The 25226-nt window shown below is 44.2% G+C and carries 27 protein-coding genes and 1 tRNA gene; 20 read left to right on the forward strand and 8 right to left on the reverse strand.

All coding sequences use genetic code 11. The annotated features are described in order from the left end of the window. Window positions 1-17 precede the first annotated feature (17 nt). Both ACHZBG_RS04030 and ACHZBG_RS04035 read left to right on the forward strand, forming a co-directional pair. Complete coding sequence (locus ACHZBG_RS04030) at window positions 18-1283, forward strand: spore photoproduct lyase family protein (RefSeq protein ID WP_320128160.1); 1266 nt, start codon at window positions 18-20, stop codon at window positions 1281-1283. A gap of 89 nt (window positions 1284-1372) precedes the next feature. Next, window positions 1373-2296: a 2-oxo acid dehydrogenase subunit E2 gene (locus ACHZBG_RS04035; protein ID WP_320128161.1), complete on the forward strand. Its 924-nt coding sequence runs from the start codon at window positions 1373-1375 to the stop codon at window positions 2294-2296. Here the strand turns inward: ACHZBG_RS04035 and thyX are convergent. After that, window positions 2283-3104, reverse strand: coding sequence for an FAD-dependent thymidylate synthase (gene thyX, locus ACHZBG_RS04040; RefSeq protein ID WP_320128162.1), 822 nt, complete (start codon window positions 3102-3104; stop codon window positions 2283-2285). The two genes, ACHZBG_RS04035 and thyX, sit on opposite strands and share 14 nt — an antisense overlap. A 51-nt stretch (window positions 3105-3155) precedes the next feature. After that, complete coding sequence (locus tag ACHZBG_RS04045) at window positions 3156-3878, reverse strand: RsmE family RNA methyltransferase (RefSeq protein WP_320128163.1); 723 nt, start codon at window positions 3876-3878, stop codon at window positions 3156-3158. 47 nt (window positions 3879-3925) lie between these two features. Between ACHZBG_RS04045 and ACHZBG_RS04050 the strand changes: the two genes are divergently transcribed. Continuing rightward, entirely contained in the window at window positions 3926-4888 is a 963-nt protein-coding gene (locus ACHZBG_RS04050) for a lipoate--protein ligase (RefSeq protein ID WP_320128164.1), read from the forward strand. Here ACHZBG_RS04050 and malQ read toward each other — a convergent pair. After that, complete coding sequence (gene malQ / locus ACHZBG_RS04055; RefSeq protein ID WP_320128165.1) at window positions 4885-6408, reverse strand: 4-alpha-glucanotransferase; 1524 nt, start codon at window positions 6406-6408, stop codon at window positions 4885-4887. The genes ACHZBG_RS04050 and malQ overlap by 4 nt on opposite strands. 94 nt (window positions 6409-6502) lie before the next feature. Here malQ and ACHZBG_RS04060 point away from each other — a divergent pair, with 94 nt between their 5' ends. The 6 genes from ACHZBG_RS04060 to ACHZBG_RS04085 all read left to right on the forward strand — a co-directional run bounded on the left by ACHZBG_RS04060 (window position 6503) and on the right by ACHZBG_RS04085 (window position 9498). Continuing rightward, window positions 6503-7006, forward strand: coding sequence for a CarD family transcriptional regulator (locus ACHZBG_RS04060; RefSeq protein ID WP_320128166.1), 504 nt, complete (start codon window positions 6503-6505; stop codon window positions 7004-7006). 1 nt (window position 7007) lies between these two features. After that, on the forward strand, window positions 7008-7820 hold the full coding sequence (locus ACHZBG_RS04065) for an IspD/TarI family cytidylyltransferase (RefSeq protein WP_320128167.1): 813 nt from the start codon (window positions 7008-7010) through the stop codon (window positions 7818-7820). Beyond that, the gene (gene ispF / locus ACHZBG_RS04070) at window positions 7817-8296 is read left to right on the forward strand and encodes a 2-C-methyl-D-erythritol 2,4-cyclodiphosphate synthase (protein WP_320128168.1); all 480 of its coding nucleotides are present in this window, start codon (window positions 7817-7819) and stop codon (window positions 8294-8296) included. The genes ACHZBG_RS04065 and ispF overlap by 4 nt, the downstream gene beginning before the upstream one ends. Before the next feature lie 35 nt (window positions 8297-8331). Continuing rightward, window positions 8332-8415, forward strand: a tRNA-Leu gene (locus tag ACHZBG_RS04075). A gap of 250 nt (window positions 8416-8665) precedes the next feature. Next, on the forward strand, window positions 8666-8980 hold the full coding sequence (locus tag ACHZBG_RS04080; RefSeq protein WP_320128169.1) for a hypothetical protein: 315 nt from the start codon (window positions 8666-8668) through the stop codon (window positions 8978-8980). Beyond that, entirely contained in the window at window positions 8935-9498 is a 564-nt protein-coding gene (locus ACHZBG_RS04085; RefSeq protein ID WP_320128170.1) for a transposase, read from the forward strand. The genes ACHZBG_RS04080 and ACHZBG_RS04085 overlap by 46 nt, the downstream gene beginning before the upstream one ends. 127 nt (window positions 9499-9625) lie before the next feature. Here the strand turns inward: ACHZBG_RS04085 and ACHZBG_RS04090 are convergent, their stop codons facing one another. Continuing rightward, window positions 9626-10132 carry a helix-turn-helix domain-containing protein gene (locus tag ACHZBG_RS04090; RefSeq protein WP_320128171.1) on the reverse strand — a complete coding sequence of 169 codons (507 nt, stop codon included), beginning with the start codon at window positions 10130-10132 and terminating at the stop codon, window positions 9626-9628. Between the two features lie 480 nt (window positions 10133-10612). Here ACHZBG_RS04090 and ACHZBG_RS04095 point away from each other — a divergent pair, with 480 nt between their 5' ends. Then, entirely contained in the window at window positions 10613-14602 is a 3990-nt protein-coding gene (locus tag ACHZBG_RS04095) for a hypothetical protein (RefSeq protein WP_320128172.1), read from the forward strand. Window positions 14603-14845: 243 nt separating this feature from the next. Next, on the forward strand, window positions 14846-15094 hold the full coding sequence (locus ACHZBG_RS04100) for a transposase (RefSeq protein ID WP_320128173.1): 249 nt from the start codon (window positions 14846-14848) through the stop codon (window positions 15092-15094). 70 nt (window positions 15095-15164) lie between these two features. Here the strand turns inward: ACHZBG_RS04100 and istB are convergent, their stop codons facing one another. Both istB and ACHZBG_RS04110 read right to left on the reverse strand, forming a co-directional pair. Then, window positions 15165-15959 (reverse strand): IS21-like element helper ATPase IstB, encoded by a 795-nt coding sequence (gene istB / locus ACHZBG_RS04105; RefSeq protein WP_320128174.1) that lies wholly within the window; start codon window positions 15957-15959, stop codon window positions 15165-15167. After that, complete coding sequence (locus ACHZBG_RS04110) at window positions 15956-16717, reverse strand: hypothetical protein (protein ID WP_320128175.1); 762 nt, start codon at window positions 16715-16717, stop codon at window positions 15956-15958. The genes istB and ACHZBG_RS04110 overlap by 4 nt, the downstream gene beginning before the upstream one ends. 66 nt (window positions 16718-16783) lie before the next feature. Between ACHZBG_RS04110 and ACHZBG_RS04115 the strand changes: the two genes are divergently transcribed. Together ACHZBG_RS04115 and ACHZBG_RS04120 are read left to right on the forward strand one after the other, a co-directional pair. After that, entirely contained in the window at window positions 16784-16978 is a 195-nt protein-coding gene (locus ACHZBG_RS04115) for a hypothetical protein (protein ID WP_320128176.1), read from the forward strand. Between the two features lie 61 nt (window positions 16979-17039). After that, the gene (locus ACHZBG_RS04120; RefSeq protein WP_320128177.1) at window positions 17040-18596 is read left to right on the forward strand and encodes an IS3 family transposase; all 1557 of its coding nucleotides are present in this window, start codon (window positions 17040-17042) and stop codon (window positions 18594-18596) included. Here ACHZBG_RS04120 and ACHZBG_RS04125 read toward each other — a convergent pair. Both ACHZBG_RS04125 and ACHZBG_RS04130 read right to left on the reverse strand, forming a co-directional pair. Further along, entirely contained in the window at window positions 18585-19064 is a 480-nt protein-coding gene (locus ACHZBG_RS04125) for a hypothetical protein (protein WP_320128178.1), read from the reverse strand. The two genes, ACHZBG_RS04120 and ACHZBG_RS04125, sit on opposite strands and share 12 nt — an antisense overlap. A 12-nt stretch (window positions 19065-19076) precedes the next feature. Next, on the reverse strand, window positions 19077-20180 hold the full coding sequence (locus ACHZBG_RS04130) for an AAA family ATPase (protein ID WP_320128179.1): 1104 nt from the start codon (window positions 20178-20180) through the stop codon (window positions 19077-19079). Between the two features lie 326 nt (window positions 20181-20506). Here ACHZBG_RS04130 and ACHZBG_RS04135 point away from each other — a divergent pair, with 326 nt between their 5' ends. From ACHZBG_RS04135 to ACHZBG_RS04165, 7 genes are all read left to right on the forward strand, one after another. Beyond that, window positions 20507-20860 carry a nuclear transport factor 2 family protein gene (locus ACHZBG_RS04135; protein ID WP_320128180.1) on the forward strand — a complete coding sequence of 118 codons (354 nt, stop codon included), beginning with the start codon at window positions 20507-20509 and terminating at the stop codon, window positions 20858-20860. 113 nt (window positions 20861-20973) lie between these two features. Continuing rightward, the gene (locus ACHZBG_RS04140) at window positions 20974-21741 is read left to right on the forward strand and encodes an alpha/beta hydrolase (protein WP_320128181.1); all 768 of its coding nucleotides are present in this window, start codon (window positions 20974-20976) and stop codon (window positions 21739-21741) included. Window positions 21742-21800: 59 nt separating this feature from the next. Further along, window positions 21801-21932 carry a hypothetical protein gene (locus tag ACHZBG_RS04145; RefSeq protein WP_320128182.1) on the forward strand — a complete coding sequence of 44 codons (132 nt, stop codon included), beginning with the start codon at window positions 21801-21803 and terminating at the stop codon, window positions 21930-21932. A gap of 24 nt (window positions 21933-21956) precedes the next feature. Continuing rightward, window positions 21957-22289 (forward strand): hypothetical protein, encoded by a 333-nt coding sequence (locus tag ACHZBG_RS04150; protein WP_320128183.1) that lies wholly within the window; start codon window positions 21957-21959, stop codon window positions 22287-22289. 427 nt (window positions 22290-22716) lie between these two features. Further along, window positions 22717-23514, forward strand: coding sequence for a hypothetical protein (locus ACHZBG_RS04155; protein WP_320128184.1), 798 nt, complete (start codon window positions 22717-22719; stop codon window positions 23512-23514). A 131-nt stretch (window positions 23515-23645) separates the two neighbouring features. Next, window positions 23646-24668 (forward strand): ketopantoate reductase family protein, encoded by a 1023-nt coding sequence (locus ACHZBG_RS04160; protein WP_320128185.1) that lies wholly within the window; start codon window positions 23646-23648, stop codon window positions 24666-24668. Window positions 24669-24718: 50 nt separating this feature from the next. Then, entirely contained in the window at window positions 24719-25207 is a 489-nt protein-coding gene (locus ACHZBG_RS04165; protein WP_320128186.1) for an HD domain-containing protein, read from the forward strand. Window positions 25208-25226: the final 19 nt, after the last annotated feature.

Below are 25226 nucleotides of genomic sequence, written 5' to 3' on the forward strand. Positions count from 1 at the left end.
ATCGTTAAACTGTCGTCATGGACACCCCACTCTTCAAAGCCCTGCCTGAAACCGAAAAAAACTACCTGGAAATTCTAGACCAGACCTATCACTTCAGTTTTCAGGAACAACGCTTGCTTATAGAGATAGCAGCCGATCTCCTTCAATGGCAAAAAGGACCTCTCTCAAAATGGATCGACGAGAAGCGGGCGACAAAAGCCCAAGGCAGCAGAAGAGCAAAGATCCTGATGAAAGATCTTCAGGATAAAATTGGCAAGGAACGACAGCAGCCTACAAATTACGAGGACTTCTTTCCAGAAACGAGACTTCCTGATAAATATCAAAGCATCCTGGTTTCCACTGACAAGCTCATGGGCCGTTGCCCGTGTCCCGTGGAAGGCGAAAAAACTCGATGCTGCAATCTCAAGACCCTGGATGCGGTACAGCAGTGCGCCTTCGGATGCTCCTATTGTTCAATACAATCCTTTTATAACAGCCACCAGATACAGGTTGTAGGCAACTTGAAGGAACGGATGGAAACCATTGAACTGGATGCTGATACCTGGCACATAGGAACCGGGCAATCCAGTGATTCCTTGCTTTGGGGAAATGACTTCGGAACCCTGGATGCGCTTTGTATCCTTGCCAACCGTTATCCCGATACCATCCTGGAGCTGAAAACAAAAAGTCACCGTTCGGATTGGATCGAAAGACAAGCCTTACCTAAAAATATTGTTGCAACCTGGTCTTTGAATGCTCCGACCATCATTGAAAAAGAGGAACACCTTACAGCATCTCTTACAAATCGAATACAAACTGCACGAAAGGCAGCGGATAAAAAAATTCCCATAGGTTTTCATCTTCACCCCATGGTCTATTTCGAGGGTTGGCAGGATGAATACAGGCAGGTAGTCGATTTGGTCGTAAATTCCTTTGCCCCGGAGGAGTTGGTAATGTTCTCCCTCGGGACCCTCACCTTTACAAAAGCCGTATTGAAACAATTGAGGGAACAGCATCGTCAGAGCAGAATCCTTGACATGGAACTGACCAGTGCCGCAGGAAAATATTCCTACCCTCTTGCAACCAAGCAAGAGATGTTTTCCTTTGTCTATTCCCTTTTTCCCGAAACCTGGAAAAAAGGAAGCCCCTTCTTTTATCTCTGCATGGAAGATCCCTTGCTCTGGGAACCTACCTTCAAATATAGTTATGCCAATGACAGGATATTCGAAAAGGCCATGAAAACAGCCTATCAAGGCTCAATCAATCGCTTCAGGAAAGCAGGGAATGCATCTTGCCCAGCTTGATTCTTCTCGTAATTCGTTCTTTTTCTCTTGCCCCACACATAGCAAGGCGCTAGACTGATACAGATTTTCCCGGTAAATAAGGACTCTCCATGAATAAACGCAATGATGCCGTACGAGTATTTGATATTCTACCCTATAAACAAGTTTTTCCCTTTGTCATGAGAAAACGAAGTGAAGCCCTGGTTTTCCAAACCATGATCCTGGATTTGACGAAGGCAGTGGAATTCATCAAGAATAACAAAGCTCCTGATGGCAGGAATTATAGGGTTTTTGAACTATTCATTGCAGCTATAATGAGAACCATTGTATTACGACCGGAATTGAATCGCTTCTTGGCAAATAATAAATATTGGCAAAGAAATGATTTGTCCGTGAATTTTGTCGTCAAGGAAGACTATACCGATGATGCTCCTGAACATAGTATGCCTCTCTATTTCAAGGAGGATATGATTCTTCCTGAATTTTCCGAGATCATCAACCAGGCCATCATCGATCAGAGAAAACCATCAAATTCCTCATCTACGGATGATCTTATCAGGTTTTTCCTTCATTTCCCCCAATGGTTCATCAAGCTCTGCGTGGCATTTTTGAGAGTTCTTGATAATCATGGGAAGGCCCCGAAGGGCCTTCTGGAAGCCGATGGCCTTCATACAACTATTTTCATCAGCAATATGGGAAGTATAGGACTGGGAGGGGGAAGCCCCCACCATCATTTGTATGAATGGGGTACCACCAGTTTGTTCGCAACCATGGGAATCATGCGCAGAACTCGCAAGAAGGTCGAGGACAAGACAATTTTCACCGATTTAATGGAAGTAGGGTTTACTGTCGATGAACGAATAACCGATGGTTTTTACTTTACGAAATCCATCAATCTCATGCAGGATTTACTCAATAATCCAGCTTCCTTGATGGAACGGCCGGTGTTGCCACCCAAGCCGCTCACGAAGAAAGAGTTCAAGAAGAAACTAAAGGCTCAAAAAAGAGACCAAAAGGCCGTTATTTCAGCTTAGCTTCGAAAAGTTCCTTGTTCCTGCCGGTAAGAGGGTTGTCCAGACCAGAAAGCATTGATTTGAGCGCAACCATCTCGCTGGCACTGAAGGCAGTACATCCTACTTTATATTCGTCAAAGGCTTCCGTTGCAATCGGGCACACGGCTCTCACCATTTCAAGGATGACCTGGGCATAGGCACGAATCTCGTACTGGGCATGTTCATCAAGCCTCAATTGCAGAAAATGGAAAAGATTATGCAAATCCATTTGCCAATACCATTCTGTGTAGAGGCTCAAGGGAAGGTCGATACGTGACAATTCCCGGGCAATTCCCAGATCGAGCAATTTCGTATAATTCTCATAGCTTCTCTTCTGGTCTTCCTCGAGAATGGCGAGCACCTGGTTTGCCAGGGCGTCATCGACACACTCAAGACAGCGTCCTTGCTTGTTGTCATCACTCTGTAAGTTGATGTGTTCTTTGTCTGGGCGATAGCAGTCGTCGGTCATGACACTGTATCTTCCGCTTATCTCATTGACCCTTCCCGTCCTATGGCGTATCCACTGCCTGGCGACAAAAATGGGCATTCTCAGGTGAAACGTAAAATTGACTTGCTCAAACGGGGAAGTATGGTCATTGCGAAGCAAGTAAGTTATCAGGCCCTTGTCCTGTCGATAGGATTTTGTTCCACTGCCATATGAGACCCTGGCACTCTGGACAATACGTTCATCACTTCCCAGATAATCGACCAATCGGACAAATCCATGATCAAGGACAGGAAATTCCTTGTCCAATAGTTCCTCTGCTGCGTTCACGATGCAATGGGCCATACGTTTTCTCCTTACTTGAATCTATCGCATTATGCTAAAAAAGGCGGGGTTTTACAACAGCCGCATTCTCCCGAGCAGTACCGCCAAGCCTGCTGAACAGGCAGTCTCGGTACGAAGTATCCTCGAACCAAGGGAGGCAGGTATGAAACCTGAGGATAACATCACCTTCCGTTCGCGGTCACTGAAACCCCTTTCAGGTCCTATTGCAAGGACTACTGGGAAATTTGAGGAAAGTTCCAGACTTGAGAGTGGCTTCCCTTCAAGAATATTATCCAAGAATATTCGCTTAGTATTTTCCTGCAGAAGCTGCATACTGCAGTCCAGGGAACGGGCAAAAAGCACTTCACAAATCCCTGTTTCCCCACTTTGCATTGCCCCGTCGACAAGAACGGATTTATATTCCCCTGAAGTATACAGATTTGCATCCTGGTAGGATTTTTCGGTTGTATCAGAACCGGTAAGAATGATCCGCTCCACGCCGAGGCTTACTGCTTCCCTGAGGATCCTCTTCATGCATATGGGACGCACTTGCGCTACAAGCAAGGTTACCGGATAGAGACCGGGACCTTCCGTGGAGTTTTCGACAAAGCTGAACTGAATTCCTGTCTTGTCCATTGCCGTTATGGTGGCAGTTCCCTTGTGCTTGTTGATGATACCGACCTGGAAGCTATCCCCTAGGCCCAGATGGAGAATTTTCTTGATATGTTCACCCCTATAATCTGAAAAAGGGAGAAAGTTTTCGGAAAAAAGTTCGTCAAAAAGGATGATATTCATGGGCAAAAGTATAGCATAGGGAAAAACAAGGGACTAGAGTAAAGGACATGGACAATGTCATCTATATTGCAACAACTCATAACTGTGCTGCCAATTTGGCTGGTGAGGCCTATCTGCTGGGCCAAGATCATGACCATATCCTCTATCTTTGGGTCAACGACCCGTGTATTGTCCTTGGCCGATACCAAAACCCTTTTTCAGAATGCAATCTCGAAGCCATGGAGCGCAACCAGGTACAATTGGTCAGACGCCAGAGCGGTGGCGGGGCTGTGTACCATGACCAAGGGAATCTTTGCTTCACATTCGTAGGAAAAAAAGACGAGGCAACCAAGGAAGATAATTTCCGCATTGTCTTGGATGCACTTGCATCCCTTGGCTTAAAGGGAGAACTCTCAGGAAGAAATGACATTGTCCTGGATGGAAAAAAAATTTCCGGCAATGCCTTCCAGACTACCAAAGACAAGTTTTGCCATCATGGGACCTTGTTGATAAAAAGCGATTTATCGGTGATGGGCAACTATCTTACCCCCAGCAACTCAAAGCTTACCTCCAAAGCAGTAAAATCAGTTGCTTCCAGAGTAGGCAATCTGCAACAGGCTTATCCGGAAATTACGATGCAAGAAGTCCAGGATGCTTTTATTTCAGCGTTTTGCAAGGTATATGGTACAACTCCGATAACCGAAATTGACTTTTTGCATTTTGCCCAGGCCCAGGATAATTATCAGCTTTTCGGAAATAGGGAGACCATATTGGAAAAGACGCCTCCTTTCACTCATTCCCTATCCAATCGCTTTTCCTGGGGAGAGGCTACCTTGCATCTGGAGGTCAAACAAGGAACCATCCAGGCAGCAAGGGTCTATTCTGATTGCCTCGATACAACCTTGGTTCCCCAGATAGAAAGAAAACTGGAAGGTATTCTGTACGGAAAGGAAGCTCTCAGGGCCTTGGCAGAAAACGAAACCGAACCCAGGATGCAAGAATTGTTGAATTTTTTGGCAGGAGAGCTCTAAAGCCCTTCCCTGCCATAGATTTCGATCATACCTCGGAGTCTGTCGACTCTCCAGACATCCAAGTCCAACGACTGAAGTTGCCAGCTCCAATTCCCCTTACCGCAGGTGGAAGGAACATTCATGCGTCCTTCGCTGCCCAAGCCGAGCAGGTCCTGTATAGGAAGAATCGCATATTTGCTTGCACTCATCAGCATGACCCGAAGCATCTGCCAGATAACCTGGTCATCGGGAGCCTCAAGATAACGTCTGACCTTGTCTTTCGTTTCCGCGCCCAGCTCAGTATACCAACCCACGGTAGTATTGTTGTCGTGGGTACCTGTATAGATGACACTGTTATACTGACAATTATGAGGCAGATAGGCATTGGTAGCATCAAGCTTGCCATTCTCCGAAGAAAAGGCAAATTGGAGGATTTTCATCCCCGGAAGGTTGTTTTCGTCTCTCAGTTTTTCGACGTCCTCGGTTATGACACCCAGATCCTCTGCAATGAGGGGAATACTGTCACCCAAGGCTTGCCTGAGAGCTGAGAGAAGTTTCATACCGGGTGCGGGGACCCATTTTCCCTTGATCGCCGTCGTCTCCCCCAGAGGAACTTCCCAATAGGCAGAGAAGCCACGAAAATGGTCTATCCGCACAATATCGCAGAGTTTGAGGGTTTCCTGTATTCTTCTTATCCACCAGGCAAAATGTTCTTTCTCATGTTCTGGCCAGTTATAGACCGGGTTTCCCCATAGTTGGCCTTCAGTGGAAAAAGCGTCAGGGGGAACACCACTGGAGGCGGTCTGCCTCCCGTTCTTGTCCATCTTCAGCAGTCGGGTATTTGCCCAGGCATCAACGCTATCGGGGGCCACAAAAATGGGAATATCCCCTATGATCTCGATTCCATTTGCATTTGCATAGGTTTTGACGGCTTTGTATTGCTTGAAAAAGAAATATTGCTGTACCTTGACCTGTTCTATCTCGTTCGCATAGGTTTCCCTGGCTGTTTTCAATGCAGACGGGTTACGTAGTCCCAGCTCCTTGGGCCACATGCTATTCCAACGGGAGTCGTTATACACAGAGCAGAGGACTTGGTAGAGGCCATAATCTTCAAGCCACCAGTTATTTTCCTGGCAGAAGGTTTCATAGGATTCTTTCTGTTCATTTTTAGGCATCACGAGAAAGGCATCGGCCGCTTTTTTCAGCAGAGGTTCCTTGAAAGAACGAACCAGTTCATAATCAATCCGTTTCTTAGGGAAAACCGGATGAGTAAGTATGTCCTCGATTTCCAGGAAACCGTCATAGACTAGAAGTTTTACATCAATGAGCAATTCATTCCCGGCAAAAGTTGAACGGGCAGCATACGGAGAGTCCCCATAGCCGGTCGGGCCGAGAGGAAGAATCTGCCAAAGTGTTACCTTTGCACGTTTTAATAGGTCTACAAAAGCCATAGCTTCCTCGCCAAGACTTCCAATACCATATTCCGAAGGAAGAGAGGTGGGGTGCATCAACACTCCGCAGCGTCTTTGAAGATGTTCCATGTTTGTCACTATACTGTATTTAACTTGTTTATGGCTATTGGCAAATAATTTGTCATTGCTTGTTTTTAGTCAAAAAATAAGATATAATGGCGCTATGAATTCAGTGCCGAATAATGTTCAATTCACGGTCGGAGACCATGTGGTTTACCCTCTTCAGGGAGTTGGTATAATCAAACGTATAGAGGAACGCATTTTCAGAGGTGCAAAGACCCTTTATTATGTAATTTATCTGGATATTTCCGATATGACTGTGATGATTCCTGTAGAGAAATCAGAAGAGTTGGGTATCAGGGGTATCGTGGAGCAACCGGAAGCGCAAGCGGCCATTGACTCCATTTCCAGTAGATACGAACCAATGCCCGTGGATTGGAAAGCGCGCTATCAGATGAATGTGGACTTGCTCAAGCAAGGTTCAATTGCATCGATTGCCAAGGTAGTACAGGCCCTTTATCACCGGAGCAAAATAAAAGAACTCCCTGTCCAGGAAAGAAAGCTCTACGACAATGCTCTTAGGCTCTTGATTGACGAAACTGCATTTTCGTTGGACAAGGACAAGAAGGAAATCGAAATGCTGGTTTTCTCCAAACTGGAGAAATAGGATGGGGTTCCCTTCACATGCTGTCATAGTAACTGCCGCTGGACACAGCGATCGTTTTAACAAAACAAAGAATGCAAGTGTAAAAAAGGAATATCTAACGATAGATGGCCATACGGTCCTCTATCGTTCCGTTGTTCCTTTTCTCCAGATTCCCAATTGCCAGGCTATTGTAGTAACGTGCCCGAAAGGCATGGAAGATCAGTGTGCCGTAGCTCTAGAGGATATTTTCGAACAGAATATCATTCCTGTGATCATTGCCCACGGAGGCGAGAATCGTCAGGCTTCCGTATACAATGCATTGAAAATAATCCATGACATGACCTTGCCCATCGAATACGTCGCCATCCATGATGGAGCTCGTTGTTTCGTATCCCCCTCCTTGATCATTCGGACCTTGGCTACGGCAACAGTCTTCAAAGGGGCTGTTCCTGCTTTGCCTCCGACCGATGCCTTGAAGACAGTTGATGAAAACGGAGTTCTGTCCGGTCATATTGACAGACGCAGGACCGTTGCGGTCCAGACGCCTCAGATATTCCATTTTCCCGAGATTTTCCAGGCACACCAGGCAGCTAAGGTAAATGAGAAAGTGTATGTAGATGATACAGAGATTTTTTCTGATTTCGGGCAATGCGTGGGAATATGTGAAGGCGAACGCGATAACAAGAAAATTACCTATCTGGAAGATATTCCTGATGCTGAGCAACAGATTGCCCAATACCTGGAGGACCTTGAACAAGGTAGACGCAGTGCTGAGGCAGCCAAAGCCCTGCATATGGCAATGGAAAGCGTAAAGAAGGAACAGGCAACAACATGAGGATAGGGACAGGGTGGGATATACATTCACTGGTTGCAGGCAGGAACTTGATTCTTGGGGGATGCATCATTCCCCATGACAAAGGTGAAGCTGGGCACAGTGACGGCGATGTCCTTGTCCATGCCATTATCGATGCCATCCTGGGGGCTTTGGCCCAAGGGGACATCGGTTCCCACTTCCCTGACAACGATCCACTCTATAAAGATGCAGACAGCCTTCGGTTGCTCAGACAGGTCAAGGAAGAAGAACTCAAGGCCTATACCATCGAGAATCTCGATTGCACCATCATTCTTCAACAACCCAAGCTCAGGCCTTTCATTGACACGATACGAGCAAATCTTGCCAAGGTCCTGGAATTGAACCTCGACCAGATCTCAGTCAAGGCAAAAACTGCTGAGGGCATGCTCAATGAAGTCGGAAAAGGCGATGCGATCATTGCCCAGACAGTCATCCTGCTCTCCCCTATTGGCTGTTGACATACTCCTAAAGATTATTCTATAGTTGGTCCTGCGCCCAGGTGGCGGAATTGGTAGACGCACTAGGTTCAGGTCCTAGCGGGGTCACACCTGTGAAAGTTCGAGTCTTTTCCTGGGCACTTACGGCAAACCTTTGAAAGCAAGAAATTGCAGAGGGGTTTGCCTTTCTTTTTGTCAAAATTATCCCTTCAATTTCTCGACCAGACTTGAGTACTGTACTCAGTTGTGTACTCAATAAGATGGCTCAAATCATTTTCTTGTGGGATGCTGAACGAATATAGATAAAAGAAAAGCCTTGGGTTGCAAAAAGGGACGGCATTCCTTACGTTGTAGTTACCGCACTCCAACAAAGAGGAAAAAGCCGTCCCCATGCATGACACTATCACATTCGCCCATGGCCTAGCAAGCTTCGATGTTACCGTCGATCCCTCCCTCGTACTTTCCAGCACTGGTGAAAGACTGACCCTTACCCGCGGGGTTGTCAGTGGGGAACCACCAAGGGTTTGTCCACACTGCGGTGGCCCGATGGACATCCACCAGGACCATGAGACTACCCTGAGGCATGTCCCCCTGCAGTCCCGCGGCCATCTTTTGCGAGTCGGGCGAAGCCGTTCGCCCAGGGGCATACCCTCAAGTCGGTGTCGCTGGAGTTCTGCATACACCCCTCGATCGTCAAGGACATAGACAAGTCGCGTCTCAGGCGATGGTTCGAGAACAGGCGGCCGACCTCCTACAGCAAGCATATAGCGATAGACGAGTTTCTCCTGCACAGGGGGCATCGCTACGCGACGGTGGTCATCGACCTTGACAGCGGCGACATCCTGTGGTGCCAAGAAGGAAAGAAGAAGGAGCAGGTGTATAACTTCATGGAGTATATGAGAAAGGACTGGATGGAACACGTGGAGGCGGTTGCCATGGACATGAACGCCCAGTACGACAGTGCCTTCGTCGAGCGAGGTCCCTGGATAGCGGTGGTCTACGATGTCTTCCACCTGGTCAAGCTGTACAACGACACGGTGCTGACCGCCATGCGGCGAAGGAAACAGCGGGAGCTGGAGGAGTCAGGGGACCGCCAAGGCTACCAGCTCTACAAGGGAAGCCGCTACATAGTCATCGCAGACCGCAAGACCTTGCGGAAAAAGGACCAGCTGGCCCAAAAGAACAACGGGAGACTCAATTCCCTGGACATGGTTCCCTCCTGAATTTGTTTTGTTATTCAAGAGGGTAAGCGGATGAAGGAGCAACAACAAGTGCCTCTCCCATCCTTATCTTTTGGTAAACTATCTGCTTATCGACTGGTAAACTTTCAAACGATCATGTGGTCTATATTTAGATTATCATAGACACATGCCGCAATCCCTTGGCGGGCAAGTCCTTGATGGTGAAGGCATAGTCATCCAGATAGCCTTGGTAGATGTAGCTGTACAGCGTCTTGGTGCACAGGTGGGTACAGAAGCCAGGCCAGCCATGCCCGTCGAGATGCATGATGAGGGTGTCAGGGGACCATTTGTTCCCCTTGAGCATGTCTGCCATGAACATGAGCTGCTTGCTGTTGCCGCCGATCTTTTCCGCAGGCCCCTTGGCGGTTCCGTTCTCATAGGCACGGTCCTGGGCAAAATCCGCATTGTATTCCAAAGCTTCAGTCAGGTCGGACTTTAGATACCGGACGGATCCCCTTTTCTTTTCGCGATAGATGGTCCTTTCACAGCGTCCCAAGATTTCAGCGATTTTGCTGACAGTCGTTTTTTTCTGCAGCAACTTCTGGATAGTAAACCTCTCCTCATGTTTCAGATATGGTTTTTTCCTTGTCCTTCTACTATCATTGCAGGTGTCCATGCATGCTCTCCTTGATTAGGTTGTGGTAACTCAATCATAGCAGAGATTTTACATGGACCTATTTATTATCTTTTGAGCTCCTCTCAAGCTCTAGAAAAGAGTATTTCCCAAGGTTTGGGCTCTTCTCCCAAACCCTTAGCTTTACTGTCTCTTCATATTACAACCGGGGATACTCACAATTAGCTACAGTTTTAATTGCGATACTAGCTCGATAGGCTTATAGTTAAAACCAATAGAGGTTTTTGAAATGGTAGACAACAGACAAAAACAATGGACTTCTGCTGATGCTTCAGACATTGCAAGGATTAGCAAGGGGAAAAACTCCCACCAGATTTATCACGTTGAAGCTTGGAAGAACAGATGCGGCAATTTATGCTAGGGCATCGCTACTTGATTTTTCACAGGAACCTGCAAATCAATTGACATACAGGGCGAGATAATTTTTCTCGATAATTACACGAAATAAAACAAGGAAATAAAATGGGAGATTTCACTCTATCTGGGTTTTCTGCTGAATCATTTGAGCAATTTGTTCGGGCATTAGCCATAGCTATTTTAGGTCCAGGGGTAATGGCTTTTGGGAATGGCCCAGATGGGGGTAGAGAAGCTACATTCTCTGGAAAATTAGATTTTCCATTTCCATCAAGTGAGCAATGGGATGGATACGGTGTTATACAAGCAAAATTCAAAGAAAGTAATGAAAGCAATGCTATAGACCAAGAATGGGCAAAAAAACAATTAGAGAGTGAATTAATAGCTTTCAATGAAAGCAAAAAAAGAAATCCTAAACCACAATATTATATCTTCGTAACCAATGTCTCTCTTTCGTCAGTTAGCCAGACTGGCGGAAAAGATAAGTGTGTAGAATTATTAAATCAATATAAAGAAATTTTAAATTTACAGGGATTTGCAATTTGGGATTACAATGAACTGATTGCTTATATTCCTCAGTATGATTCAATACGTAAATATTTCTTTTCGTTCTTAACTTCTGGTGATATATTAGAGCCTCTGTTAAAACAAATTACATCTCAAGAGGCTGAAGTAACCAATGATCTGTATATAGATATTGAACGTAAATTGAGAACTGACTCACAACCACGTCTTGAACAGGCTGGAGATAGAACTGATGAAAGACTCTCAATAGCAAATCTATTTTTCGATTTGAGAGCCTCTGAAAAAGCAGATTTAAAAGCACCCGAAGAGGAACGAAATCCTGAAGGGAAATTACCACATGGTATATTATTTGAATTACTGCATGTATCATCTAGAAAATTAGATCCAAAAACGATCTTTGAACTAGAACAGACTAATGATCTTACAGCAGGCTATGTTCTATTGGGTGGTCCGGGCTCTGGGAAATCAACACTATGTCAGTTTCTGGTACAGATCAATAGAGCTGCTATTCTTGATAGGCGTTCAGATCAATCTAGCTACTTGCTACCAACCAGACAGATTATTTCAAATACAAAAAAGGCATGCCTCAATAATGATTTTCCTTGGCCAGCCAGGCCTAGGTATCCCTTTAAAATTGACTTGAATCGATTAGCAAAAGCCCTTGAATCCTCTCAAAATAAGAAATTAGATTTCAGTTTTGATATATATCTCTTGGAAAAAATATTAAATCTAAATACTACCAAAATTCAAAAAATTGAAAATTTTATATCAGTTATGCCACTTTTACTAATTTTCGATGGTTTAGATGAAGTACCTATAAAATACAGAAGTAATATCTTAACTATGTTAAACGACTTTCTAGCAACCGCTAGAACCATCCCAACATCAGACGTTTTTATAATTGCTACTTCAAGATTACAGGGTTACTCAGGAGAATTTAAAAATTGGCCTGTAGCGTGTAAATATATTTTGCCTTTATCCCAAAATCGAGCAATGGATTATATAAAAAAATTTGCAAAGGTGAAATTTTCTGAAGATGATCAGAGAGCAGCCGAATTAACGGATGCACTTAAATTGAGTTTAAAGAGACCCCTGACAGCTCAATTAATGGAAAGCCCCCTACAAGTTTCTTTTATGGCAATAATCGCTTCCGCAAAGGGTGACCCAGGGGAAAATCGATGGCAATTATTCGATAGTTATTACCGAACAATTTATGATCGTGAACAACAGAAAGCAGTTTCAACCTATAATACGGTACTCACTAGTTATAAAACAATAATTGACAAACTCCATTTTGAGGTTGGATTTTGGCTTCAGTACAAGGGAGAATTTTCTGGAGAGAATTCCATAGGTTACTCGTTAACATCTTTTGCTGAATTAGTGAGGAAATATCTGACAAATTATGGAATTGAAGGCGATGAATTGAGTGAATTAGTCGATTGTATCGTTGAAGCAGCGCAATTCCGCCTAGTATTTCTTACCTGCAAAACGGAAAATATTTTATCTTTTGATGTTCGCTCACTACAAGAATATATGGCCGCTGAATGTTTATTATCTGTACCAGACCTAGATTTATTTAAGAATAGATTAAAGAGAATTGCAATAAATCCCTACTGGGATAATGTTGTGTTAATCATGATAACAAAATGCTTCTCAGATACTCATTTGCAAGGATACCAAGATTCTATCCCTTCTATTTGTTTCGATTTAAATAATTCGAAAAAAAATTTGTATAACGAAATCAACCGTGGGTCAGAAATTGCAATCGAAATTCTTTTAAGCGGTGCTGCATCAATTAACATAAACATTCAAAAACAATTAATTATAATAGGATTGGAATTACTTGAATATCCAACATTTGACAAACACCAGATTGGACCTTCTAATGAGCAAAAATTGGCTAGTATTTATAAAGCACGTTTTAAAGAAATATATGCAAATTATTTTCAGCTCCATCTTGGGCAGTCGGATATATATTCAAATCTAGGTGCATGGAACCTAATATTCAAGTTAAGTAATGAGGAATGTTTTGAGGAATTAATTCATACGATGCTGCCAAAACAGCACGATCAAATTGTTGTAATTGCATGGTTATTATCCAATTCTATAGAATATATTGATAGTACAAAATTTGAACAAATTCTAAATCTTCTTTCACCGACAGATCTAACTGATAGCAGGTATAAGTTTTATCAATTTAGGGGAAGAAGTAAAAATCGGGATCCCTTTATTTTCAAATTTGCATACAACCTCTGGATAACTCATAGGCATTCTATACATGTAAGAATTAATAAAAATGACTCACCTATTGACGGATACAGTCTCGGCTTAACTACTATAGAGCAAGATGGATTAGACGGTAATTTATCTGCATTAACAGAGAAAAATATTGAGTGGTTGCCATATCTTATGTTATTAAAATTTGTAGATAACCCAACACTTGGGGAACTACTGAACTTATTAAAGGACTTTTCAGCTAAAAATCTCTTGAAAACTTTACAGGTATCCCGGAAACTTTCACTTCCTTGGCCTTTGTATTTCAGCCTATCCTTCATTAATGACCACACAGACCTCAATGCATTATACCAATTCCTATCAAGTTTTGACCAATCTTTAAATTTGGTAACTTTCGAAGATAACTGGATAAAAGAAGGCTTAACTATTGAAGATTTACTTGATAAAAGGGATTTCACTAAATGGTCATTACAAGACTTTTGGGATTACTGTTTTCTTCATTATGCTTACAGTACAATTACGGTAAAGAGATATGAATTAAATCAAATCCAATTATTATTAGAACAAATTAAGGTTGGAACTCTTGAACAGGAATCTACAATTTGGTGGATTATTCAGGCATGTAAATATTCAGATTTATTGTATTCTATTCTAACTCCACAACAATATTTAGAATTAAACAGAAATAATAACAATTTTTCTAAAACTATCGATTTAGTCGATTGGGTACAAAACAAGCCCCCTGTAGATTTTGAGAATTGGATTGATTTCTTTGATCAATTGGGAAAATGGAGTTTATCAATTGAAAGGTCATTATGGAGTCTGTTGAATGAAGACAGGAGCTCATATTTTGCTGAATGGTGTGAGAAATTTCAAATTGCATATATCCAGCAGCCATCCAAAATTGGACTCTTAAGTTTTATAGGCACACTTTCTATGCTCGGATGTGAAATAGAAATTTTAAAAAAGAAATTATTACCGACTAAATCACTAGATATTGCTTATAAGTCTGAATTGGATATCTTACTAATAAAAATTGGATTAGCAAAGAATTCAACTGATTTTGAAACTTTATTGATTGAATTAAAAGTATTTTTCAATAATAGCGAATATTCACAGAATTCAGGAATGCAAATATTTCGCACTATTGAAGCTCATATACAATTTTCCGAACCGTTTACCGAATTTACAATAAAACTAAAAAACATATTTCCATCAGCTCGCTATATTGAGAAATCAGAATGTTACAATCTATTAAAACGTGTACATAAAAATTATCCTAACAAGTTATTAACTAAAGACTTTCTTTATTTGAAGTTACCTTTATTAATAGAGTAATAAATTAATTTTATGTTATAAAAACAAAATCCATCAGTAAATCATGGGGAGTAGCGAAGTGAAACCAGCTTCGCCTTCCCATTCCGTTAATTTTCAGAGATATCTTTTTTACAGAAATTCCACCAACACTCCAATTGGTTGATAACGTATACTGAAGTTCGCAATTTAAGAGTAGATTGAAAATGGTCATGAGAAGACCCATACTAGTAAGTAACCAAACCACACTAGGAGGGAAAACAACTCATGACCGACTCAAATAGTACCAAAGAGCTGGAGAAAAAGCTACTGTCGTTCATCACGGAAGAGGATCCGATGCTGTGCATGTTGCAGTGGATCACCGAAAAGTTCATGGAGATCGAGGTAGCCAACAAAGTGGGAGCACAGAAAGGCAAACACAGTGCAGAGCGTACTACACACCTCAGTGGAAGTCGTGTCCGACGATTCGATACCAGGATGGGCACGATGTATCTGACCATCCCCAAATTGTGTTAAGTCTAGCGAAAAAGGATAAAATGGTATCAGAATTTCCCTATTTGGGTCGTCCCTGAAAACTAGAATTTTTCTACACTTTTTGGCTCTCCTTTCCTTTCGTAATCGTTACCACCTGGTCTCTCATAAGAGAGTGCTCCAATCTCCAGTCCTTGGTTCCCATATCTATCAGATGGCCGTAATGGACCAACCTGTCAATGATTGCTGTTGCCAGTTGCTCATCGGTCATGAGTTTTCCCCATTCACTGAAGGGAAGATTGGTGGTCACTATCAACGACTTGGTTTCATAGCTGTCGGCTATCACCCTGAACAGGAGCTGGGCATCCTCCCTGCCTATCTGGCAGTACCCCCATTCATCAATGATAAGCATGTCAAGCTTCTTCAGTTCGGACAGGGTCCGTTCCAGCAGGCCCTCGGAACGGGCTCTCGCCAACCGTGCAACCAGCTGGTTCATGGTCATGAACCTTACGCTATACCCCTGGTTGCATGCCATGATGCCCAATGCTATGGAAAGCATGGTCTTGCCGCTGCCGCAGATGCCATAGAAGATCAGGGTGCGTCGTTGCTTGATGAAATCAAGGGACAGCACCTCCTCCTTGCCCATCAGGGCGGGGAACCTCACATTGGAAAAATCATAGTCATCCATGTGCTTTATGCTAGGGAAACCCGCATGCTTGACCATCCGTATCTTGCGGGTCTCGGCCCTGCGTCCCAGTTCGGAACCCAGGAGCCCGTCGAGGTACTCCAATTGTTTCGGCGTACCTGTTTCCAGTGCTTCTTGGATGCTTTCCCGGGAAAAGAAGAATTTCCTCATCCGGGTGGTAAGCGCAACGGTGGACAGCTCCTGTCTTGCCTGTTTCGTCCTCATACCGCCGCCTCCCTTACCGACCTGAGCAATGCATCATACACGCCGAGGTTTACGTTGGTGGGATTGTCGCTTGCCTCGAGGGGAAAGGTTGCCATACGGTTGCAAAGGACAAGCAGGTCCTCCTTGGCAGGGATTTTCCCCTCCTTGCATAGCCTGTTCGCCGCAACGGAGGCCAAGCCGAACCCAAAACGGTCGGCACACTCACTGAGCATGTACAGGCCTCGCCTGCGTCCTGCATTGTCAGTCCGGTCAAGGTATTGCCTGAATCCCCCATCCTCCATCGCCTCCCTCACGGGGCTGTTCATCCAGGCGTTCGGCTTGTAGATGCTCGCCCCCAGCATGGCCTCGATGTCATAGGTGGTGGTGGGGTCGCTGCCATAGGCACGGGGAAAGGTCTTTATGAACGCCCCTGTACCGGTATGTACGGAAATTTCCCATGCCCCCTTGGAGACCAGGACCGATTCAAGCGAATGCCCCGGGCCCAGGACATAGGTATGCCCTGCATCCAGGCAGAGGCATCCGGCCCCGTCTGTCCTCATCGTATCGATCCTTGCCACATGGAAGGGGCTGGAATGCAACGGCAACAGGGCCTTCCTGTCCTGGATGAACAGCTCCTCGCCGGTCTTCCCCTTCTCATAGTGTGGTTCTGCGGCACGGAAGGCAAAGGATTCGGGGATCATCACATCCCTGTTGAAGTCCTGCAACGGATAGGAAAGTTGCAGGGGAGGAACCAAAAGATTCCTCCTCAACGTGCCCACCCGGTTCTCCACGTTCCCTTTTTCCCAGCCGGCACGGATATTGGCAAACCGGGCCATGAAACCGTAATGAAGCCTGAACCTGGTGAAGAGCTCCGATTGCTGCACGATGTTGGCGAAGCGCTTCGCTATCCCCGTGGCATTGTCAAAGACGATGAGGCAGGGTACCCCGCCGATGAACAGGAAGAAATCCAGCAGTCCCTGGCAGACGCATTCCCCATTCTCCCCGGGCAGGATCTCGTATACCGCGATGTTTGCTTTTGATATTCTATAACTCCCCAATTGGGGGTGAAGACATTTTCTTGGACTTTCGAAGGAGCAGGGAATGTATTCATATGAAGAACGAAAGAAAGCGGTATTCTTGTACATGAAGTATGGCAAAAGCATCAGTGCAGTAATACGTGAATTAGGATATCCAGACAGGAAGTCGCTTACTAAATGGTATCGAGAATTCAAAGTGTATGGAGATTTACCAAAAGCAAGCAAACAACGATATACCGAGAAGCAGAAAAATGCTGCTGTTACCTATTACAAGGAATATGGGAGAAGCCTCGCCAGGACCGTGAGGATGCTGGGCTATCCAAGTCGCGCAATCCTGGGGGAATGGGTACATGAGTATCTTCCTGTCTCTTGCCATCCTGTGAAAAGGGGAAAGTCTGTTGTACAGTATACAGACGAGCAGAAGATAGACGCGGTAATCTCGGTTGCCTCAGGGGAGAAAACTGCAAGAGAACTGGAAACGGAGATCGGAGTGACCAGGAGTGCCGTTTCACAATGGAAGCGTCAGTTGTTCGCAAAAGAAGAGAGGGCAACGATGGGCAAGACAAAACCAGGGGAACCGGACAAGGATAAACCCGGACGAGATGCTGAACTCAGGGAAGAATGCGAGATCCTGAGAGAAGAGCGGGACAGGCTGCAAAGACAAGTTTGCCAACTCCAGATGGAAAAAGACATTCTGGAGAAAGCTGCATCCTTGCTAAAAAAAAGGAAGGGCATCGACATTGAAAACCTGTCGAACAGAGAAAAGGCCGTGTTGGTCGATGCCCTTGCCAGAAGATACCGCCTAAAGCATCTACTGGCTTCTGTACACATGGCAAAGAGCAGTTTCTTCTATCAAAGAAACGCCATGCAAAAAGATAAGTATGCCTCGGTAAGGGAACGCTTGAGGACTGTATTTGAGCAAGCCAGGAGTTGCTATGGCTATCGTCGCCTACACGTAATTCTGACAGCGGGCGGACAGGTCCTCTCCGAAAAGGTTGTCTTGCGTCTGATGCATGAGGAGCGATTGGACGCAGGCGTTTCAAAGAGGAAGAAATACAGTTCGTACATGGGCGAGATAGATGCCGGGGTCACGAATCTGCTCCAACGTGATTTCCATGCCGAGAATCCCAACGAGAAATGGCTGAGCGACATCACGGAATTCAGCATTCCCGCTGGGAAAGTATATCTCTCTCCTATCGTTGACTGCTTCGACGGCTACGTCACCTCCTGGACCCGGGGACCGAGCCCCAATGCGGAGATGGTGAACTCGATGCTGGATAAGGCCGTGGGTACATTGAAAGACGGTGAGTGCCCACTGGTACACACCGATCGTGGAGCCCATTACCGTTGGCCCGGCTGGATCGAGAGAATGGATAATGCCGGATTGGTACGGTCGATGTCGAAGAAAGGCTGCTCTCCAGACAATTCGGCATGCGAAGGTTTCTTTGGCCGATTGAAGAATGAGATGTTCTATATCCGTTCATGGTTTGAGGTATCGATTGAGGAATTCTGTGCACAGCTTGATGATTATATCTGTTGGTACAATGAAGAGAGAATTAAAATGTCGTTGGGTGGCAGAAGCCCTATGGAATATCGTAGGAATCTTGGGTTAATATCGTAGAAAAGTCCAACTTTTTGTCCTCACCCCCGACCAGAATTTATTGATATCAAACTCGTGTTTCAGTAAAGAAGACATCAATCCATTGCAGTTGCATACATCTTTTTTGAAATCTCTATCTGCTTTACTGGAAAGTAATTCTTTTATTTTTCTTATGTTGCAACAACGAATCAACTCTTCTTCAAGGTTTTTAACTTGCGGGATACAAAACACACTCTTTATTGCTGATTTTCCGTTAAGGAACTTGATGTTTCTTTGTACGATTGAAGAATCGTCGGTATCTGTATCAAAAACTAGAATCGCGACAGTTCCACGTTTCAATGGTGTCAGATGAGACGGAGAGAACAGCTCTTCAACTACATTGAATTTCTTGACTTTTCCAGGAATGATTATCTGCAAGTCAGTTTTCAGGACCTGGATTATTTTCTCTTCAGTCTCACCTTCCACATAATACTGATAGTTTTGCGCCATATCAACCTACCTTTAGAGTTGGTTAATCCGACTGACATTCGGAGCAATTGAAAACAAATCATTCTCAACTGCTTTTCTCAATGAATCGGTATTCCGCTTCAAGTAGGTATCGGCATATACACATCGCACCCCAAAGCCCTCGCAAACTTTCTCTTTTTTCAAAAACACAAAAGAATGCTTCGGAAGCGTCATGTCCAAAATATCCGTATTATGCGTAGTGAAGAAGAGCTGCTCATTGTTTCCTAATTTTTCTACCATTTTGGCCAGTATCTCTTTCTCCATATCACTGTGGATATACGAAAACTTTTCATCACAATAATAGAACCCATTTTTGTGAGTTATCATCGAAGTAAGCATAATTGCAATATCGATTCCAGACTTTGTCCCGCTTGAAAGCATCTCACCATTCAGAATTCTTTCATCAGTCAGTATTAGATCATGACCGCTTAATTTAATCACATACGACCCTTCGATATCAGTCCCTTCCTTAATCCCCTGGATGGAAGGATCCAAGGCAGACAAGACTATATCAAGAACAGAACAAAAGTCTTTTCTTTCCAAGCGTTTTGTATTCTTAATATTGTTTTCTGGCTGGGGATAGGAAAAAAACCAACCAATACTCTCAACTTCATCGAGGGCTTTGATATAAGAGATCTTTTCACTTTCAAGGTCATCCAGTCTTTTTACACAGGTTTCATAGCTATCCTGTTTGTTTATTGAGACAGACTTAACTACAAGATCGATATCCTCTTCCCGATATGAATCTGCTTCAGTAGGACGTATGGTAGCTTCCACACGATACAAGGTTTTTGTATTTGTAACAAATTCAAGGGAAAATGATGCATTTTTTGTTTTATCATTGATGCAGGAAGTTATCGAATCTGGAGTCTTTTTAGAGATAAAGTTGAAAATTCCCATAAGAGATCTTCCCAACGTCGTCTTTCCAGAAGCATTGGCTCCCATCAGTATAACCAATTTTTTGTACCTAAAGTTCGGGCATTCGCTCAAGAACTCATCTTCAATATTCGAGTTCACGATTCTTTTGGGGTATGCCATATTGATATGGAAATCATTGAAAGTAAAAATATTATTCAATGTCAGGTCCATTACTACCATTGTTATACTCCTTTTATTATTTCGTACTTTACGAACTAATAGTACACCCAATGAATACATATGGCAACCTATTAAACTATTTAAATTGCCACCCTGCTGCCAGGACCAACCAGGATTCTCTTATCATTACCAAAATCAGGAAATACTTCACCAGTAAGTTTGGATGTTCATTCGTGCCCAAAAACTCAAGTTCCGTACGGTCACCACTGCATAGATCAAGTCCTTTCTGGATATTAAGGGCAAATCGCCCAAAGGATTGTTAATTCTTGTTATATTCTTGCGTTTACCATCTGTTATTGGCATAGTACCTACAGGGGAGGTAACAAATGAGTCCAAAAGAAATACTTTGCCAATGGGTCGAGGCCTTCAATAATGCTGATGTCAAGACTCTTGTCGCATTATATGATGACAATGCAACAAACCACCAAGTAGCAAATGAACCCGTCATCGGGAAAACTGCCATCAAAAAGATGTTTGAACAAGAATTCTCCGATGCAAAAATGACTTGCATCGTCGATAATATGTTTGAGGATGGTCAATGGGCTATCATGGAATGGAAAGATCCCCTGGGATTGCGTGGATGTGGGTTTTTTCAAGTAGCCAATGACAAAATCATTTTCCAGAGAGGATACTGGGACAAACTGTCATTCTTGAAACAACACAATCTGCCTCTCGCGTAATGCTCTTCCCTCCCCTGTTTGAATATTTGACATAGACAGGGCTTCATTATACGATTCACTTTAGACTGTGGTTCCTCTTTATTCCCTTACAAACAAACCTAGGATTGCCAACAATGAAAGAATTTCTTGTCCCTACCGTACAGAGTATACTTCGCTATAATGAATTCCCAGGTGAGGGAGTTCCCATTCTCTTCATCCATGGTCTGGGATGCGCAGGGTCATTTGATTATCCACAGGTGATATCCCAATCTGAATTGAACCATGTCCATTGCGTGGCCGTGGATCTATTCGGGGCTGGATATAGTGACCACCCAGAAAATTTTGGTTACTCTGTCGAAGATCATGCCAAAACTCTCCAGCAACTGGTTTCCTTTCTTCATTGGGATACCTATACAATTTTTGGACATAGCCTGGGAGGCGCAATAGCCCTGTCGCTTGCCAATCTGGACAGAAAAAAGGTCTCTTCCATCATCCTCAGTGAAGCAAATCTCGATGCAAGCTCAGAAGGTTCTACCAGCAAATTCATCGCGAACCAACAGATGGACTCCTTCCTTGCAACAGGATTTCAGCACTTGATCGAAGAGAGCAAACATTCGGGAAATACCATGTGGGCAGCGACTCTATCACATTGGTCGCCAAAAGCAACCTATCTCATCTCAAAATCCGCAGCAGAAGGAGTCAGTCCTTCCTGGCGGGAAATCTTGTATTCCCTTCCCTGCAAGAAAACCTTCATCTTTGGAGAAAGAACGCTCCCTACCCCTGAGTACCAAGAACTTTCCTCCCAGAAAATTGAAATCCAGATAGTCCGGGACGCAGGACATTCAATGGCTTGGGAGAATCCCCAAGGATTGGCTCAGGCCATAGCAAAGGTTTTGAACTAACCCAGTTTTGCCGATCGAGCTGAAATTTTCCCAGGAACAAAAGAAAGGAAGTATACATCGTGTTACCAAACCAGATACAAACCTACATCAATACCCATACAGAAGAAGCTTTTGCCCTTCTACAAGAACTTGCAGCCATCCCCGCCCCCTCCAACAATGAAGAACAAAGAGCTACCTTTATCAAGGAGTAGCTGGAACAACAAGGTGCCTGCAAGGTGTTCATCGACGAGTCCCTGAATGTCATCTATCCGATCGGAGGCACAAAGGACAATCCACTTGTAGTCTGCACGGCCCATCAGGATGTAGTCTTCCCCGACACAACCACCTTAGCAGTAACCGTTACCGACGGAAAAATCATGGCCCATGCAGGTTCGACCGATTGCAACATTCCCCTCTCACTGGGAATTCCCAGTGTTTGTCTCGGCTGTTACAACGGAGGGAAAGCCCATACCTATGAAGAATGGGTCGAAATCGCCTCACTTGAGCCTGGCTATCGGGTTGCCTTCAAGATGGTCCTGTCCTATTTCCAAGAAAAACAGGAACTATAGGCTTTTATAGGATACAGCAGTATCCCCCACTTGCAAAACAAGGTCTCTTTCAGGTCCCAGCCTTCCGTTATTTACGGCTAGGATCTAAACAAGCATGCCGTATTTAGATATTTAATATCTACAGTATTATACGGTATATCATACCGTTCTAAGAATATTATAACTGCATATAGTTAGGTAATTGGTATATCCAGGCTTGCCAGCTTCCGGCAAAAAGCAACAAACTGCATTATCACCTGCGTTTTCAAGAAAATTCCTATTGTTGGAAAAACCCATGATTGGTTACATTTTGCTTGTTTTTCATTGGTGTATTGCCCTACAAAAACAACTTTTTGTAATTCCTATCATTTTCCTTTACTTTAATCTTGATTCAGTCGATAAATTATTATACGTTTAACACCTGTTCTATACACCAAGGAGTATAACAATGAAAAAAGCAATTAATCTATTCTTGCTCGTCTCTCTTGTCCTTGTAGGTTCTTTTTCAGCGATCAGCTGTTCAAAGCCTGCTCCCGTTGCCCAAGCCCCTGCACCTGCTGTAGTAGCAGCACCCGTATCTGATGGTTCCGCTGACTTGAAAGTCGCCTATCAAGTAAACGTTGCAAAAGCAGACGATGCCAATTTCTTCTCTTTCACCGGCAATATCCGCTATATGGCAGTTGAAAAAGACCATGCCGATGCAGTAACCGGTGCTTCCGCACTTGGATCCACTCACCTGTTCCATGCTTACCTCTATGATGTAGAAGGCAAGACCACCATGTCGGCCGCAGTTCGCAACTTGTTCCTCTATGGTGTAAATCCCTTCGAGCAGCAAGCTATTGATGACCTCAACGTATCAAAGGCTGCCGACGGTACCATCACCATGCAATATGCCCACCGTGGAACCGCCTACCGCATTGTCACCGACAAGACCGGCAAGCTCAACTTCCCCAAGGGATCTTTTGAGATGAGACCCATCGGCTACATCAAAGGTAGCGCCCCCCAGGTCATCAGCAAGGATTTCTCGACTGACGGGACTGCAGCGACCATTGACTGGGCCAAAGTATGGGACAGCAAGATTGCCAGTGGAAAGTTGGTAGATGACAAGGCAACCTCAAAGACCGGTGATATCAGCAGATATGCTGACGATCCTGCCTCGATGTACTATTTCGATGGCACCTTGATGGTAACCTTCGAGAATGACATTCTCTCCATCAATGGAACCTTGACTGCCGTAGAACGCTAAAACCTACAGCAATCAGCATTATCGAGGTCTTTCCCATTGGGAAGGACCTCATTTTATTTTCAAGCTTCCTCTGGATATAGTACTATGTGTTACGTATACTCAAGGAAAAAGTATAGGAGGTCTGTCTACCTATGAAAATTGCTATATATGGCGCTGGTTCTTTGGGAATCATTTTGGGAGCCTATCTTACCAAAGGAGGTATTCCTGTCGATCTTGTAAACAGAAACATCTCACAAGTCGAAGCCCTGCGAAAAAACGGGGCCCAAGTAATAGGTTCCGTTGCATTTTCCGTACCGGTATCCGCCATGTTGCCAGAGGAGATGCAAGGACCTTACGATATCATTTTCCTTATGACCAAGCAATTGCAAAATGATCAGGTAGTTACCAGCCTCAAGCCCTTGCTCGGTGAGAAAGGAATCCTTTGCACAATGCAAAATGGCTTGCCAGAACGAGGTATTGCCAAGATACTCAAAGAAGAAAGAGTATTGGGTTGTACAATTGCCTGGGGAGCGACCTTGCAAGGGCCAGGTATCTCCCAGCTTACCTCAGAACCTGACACCCTGACCTTTAGTCTGGGCGGAGTGAATCGAAAAAAAGATGATCCATTGCTTCAGGAAGTCAAACATATCCTGGAAAAAATGGGACCCGTCGAAATCGAGGAAAACTTCCTGGGAGCACGGTGGGTGAAGTTATTGGTGAATTCAGCTTTCAGTGGAATGGCTTCCGTCTTGGGTTGCACCTTCGGCGAAGTTTCACAAAACAAGGAAGCAAGGCTTTGTGCCCAGCAGATCATCAAGGAATGCATAGAGGTCGCAAACAAGGCAAACATAGTGATAGAGCCGATCCAAGGCAAGGACATAGTCAAACTCTTCGACTACCATTCAAAACTCAAACAAAGAATCTCTTTTATTCTCATCCCACTGGCCATGAAAAAGCACAATGGTCTCAAACCCAGCATGCTTCAGGATATCGAGGCAGGGAAACCTTGCGAAATAGATGCAATCAACGGAGTTGTTTGCAACTATGGCAAGGAAGTACAAGTACCTACCCCCTATAATGATCTGGTGGTTGAAATCATCCATGGGTTCGAGCAAGGAAAGGGAAAGCCAGGGTTCGATAATTTGATTCGTTTCAATGAGTTGAAAGAAAAGTAGAACACACCCTAGCTATACTGATACATCCCAAAAGAGAAGGAGCCACTATCATGGACAGAACAGGACAAATAATTGATGCAATGATCGAGTATTATCAAAAAGATGTCCGGCGTATCAACCATTGCTTGAAAGTCTATGCCTTTGCGAAAGCCATCGGGGAAATGGAAGGCTTGGATGAAACCACGCAAGAAATCCTTGAAACAGCGGCATTGACCCACGATATCGGCATCAAGAACAGTGAAAAGAAATACCAAAGCAGCGCTGGGACCTACCAACAGATAGAAGGTCCCCCAGAGGCAAGGATTCTTTTGGGAAACCTGTCCATCGAACAAATGATCATCGATCGGGTTTGTTTTCTCATTGCCCACCACCATACCTATCTATCCCAAATCGACCTCGATTTGCAAATCCTCATGGAAGCAGATTTCTTGGTAAATGCACAGGAAGAGGCAATGACAAAAGAGACCATCAACAAAGTCAAAGAAAAAATATTCAAGACGGAAACAGGCAAAAGATTCCTTCAAAACATCTTCGCTTGAGTATATACGAATATATGAA

The sequence above is a fragment of the uncultured Sphaerochaeta sp. genome (genome assembly GCF_963676625.2).
Lineage (GTDB): Bacteria > Spirochaetota > Spirochaetia > Sphaerochaetales > Sphaerochaetaceae > Sphaerochaeta.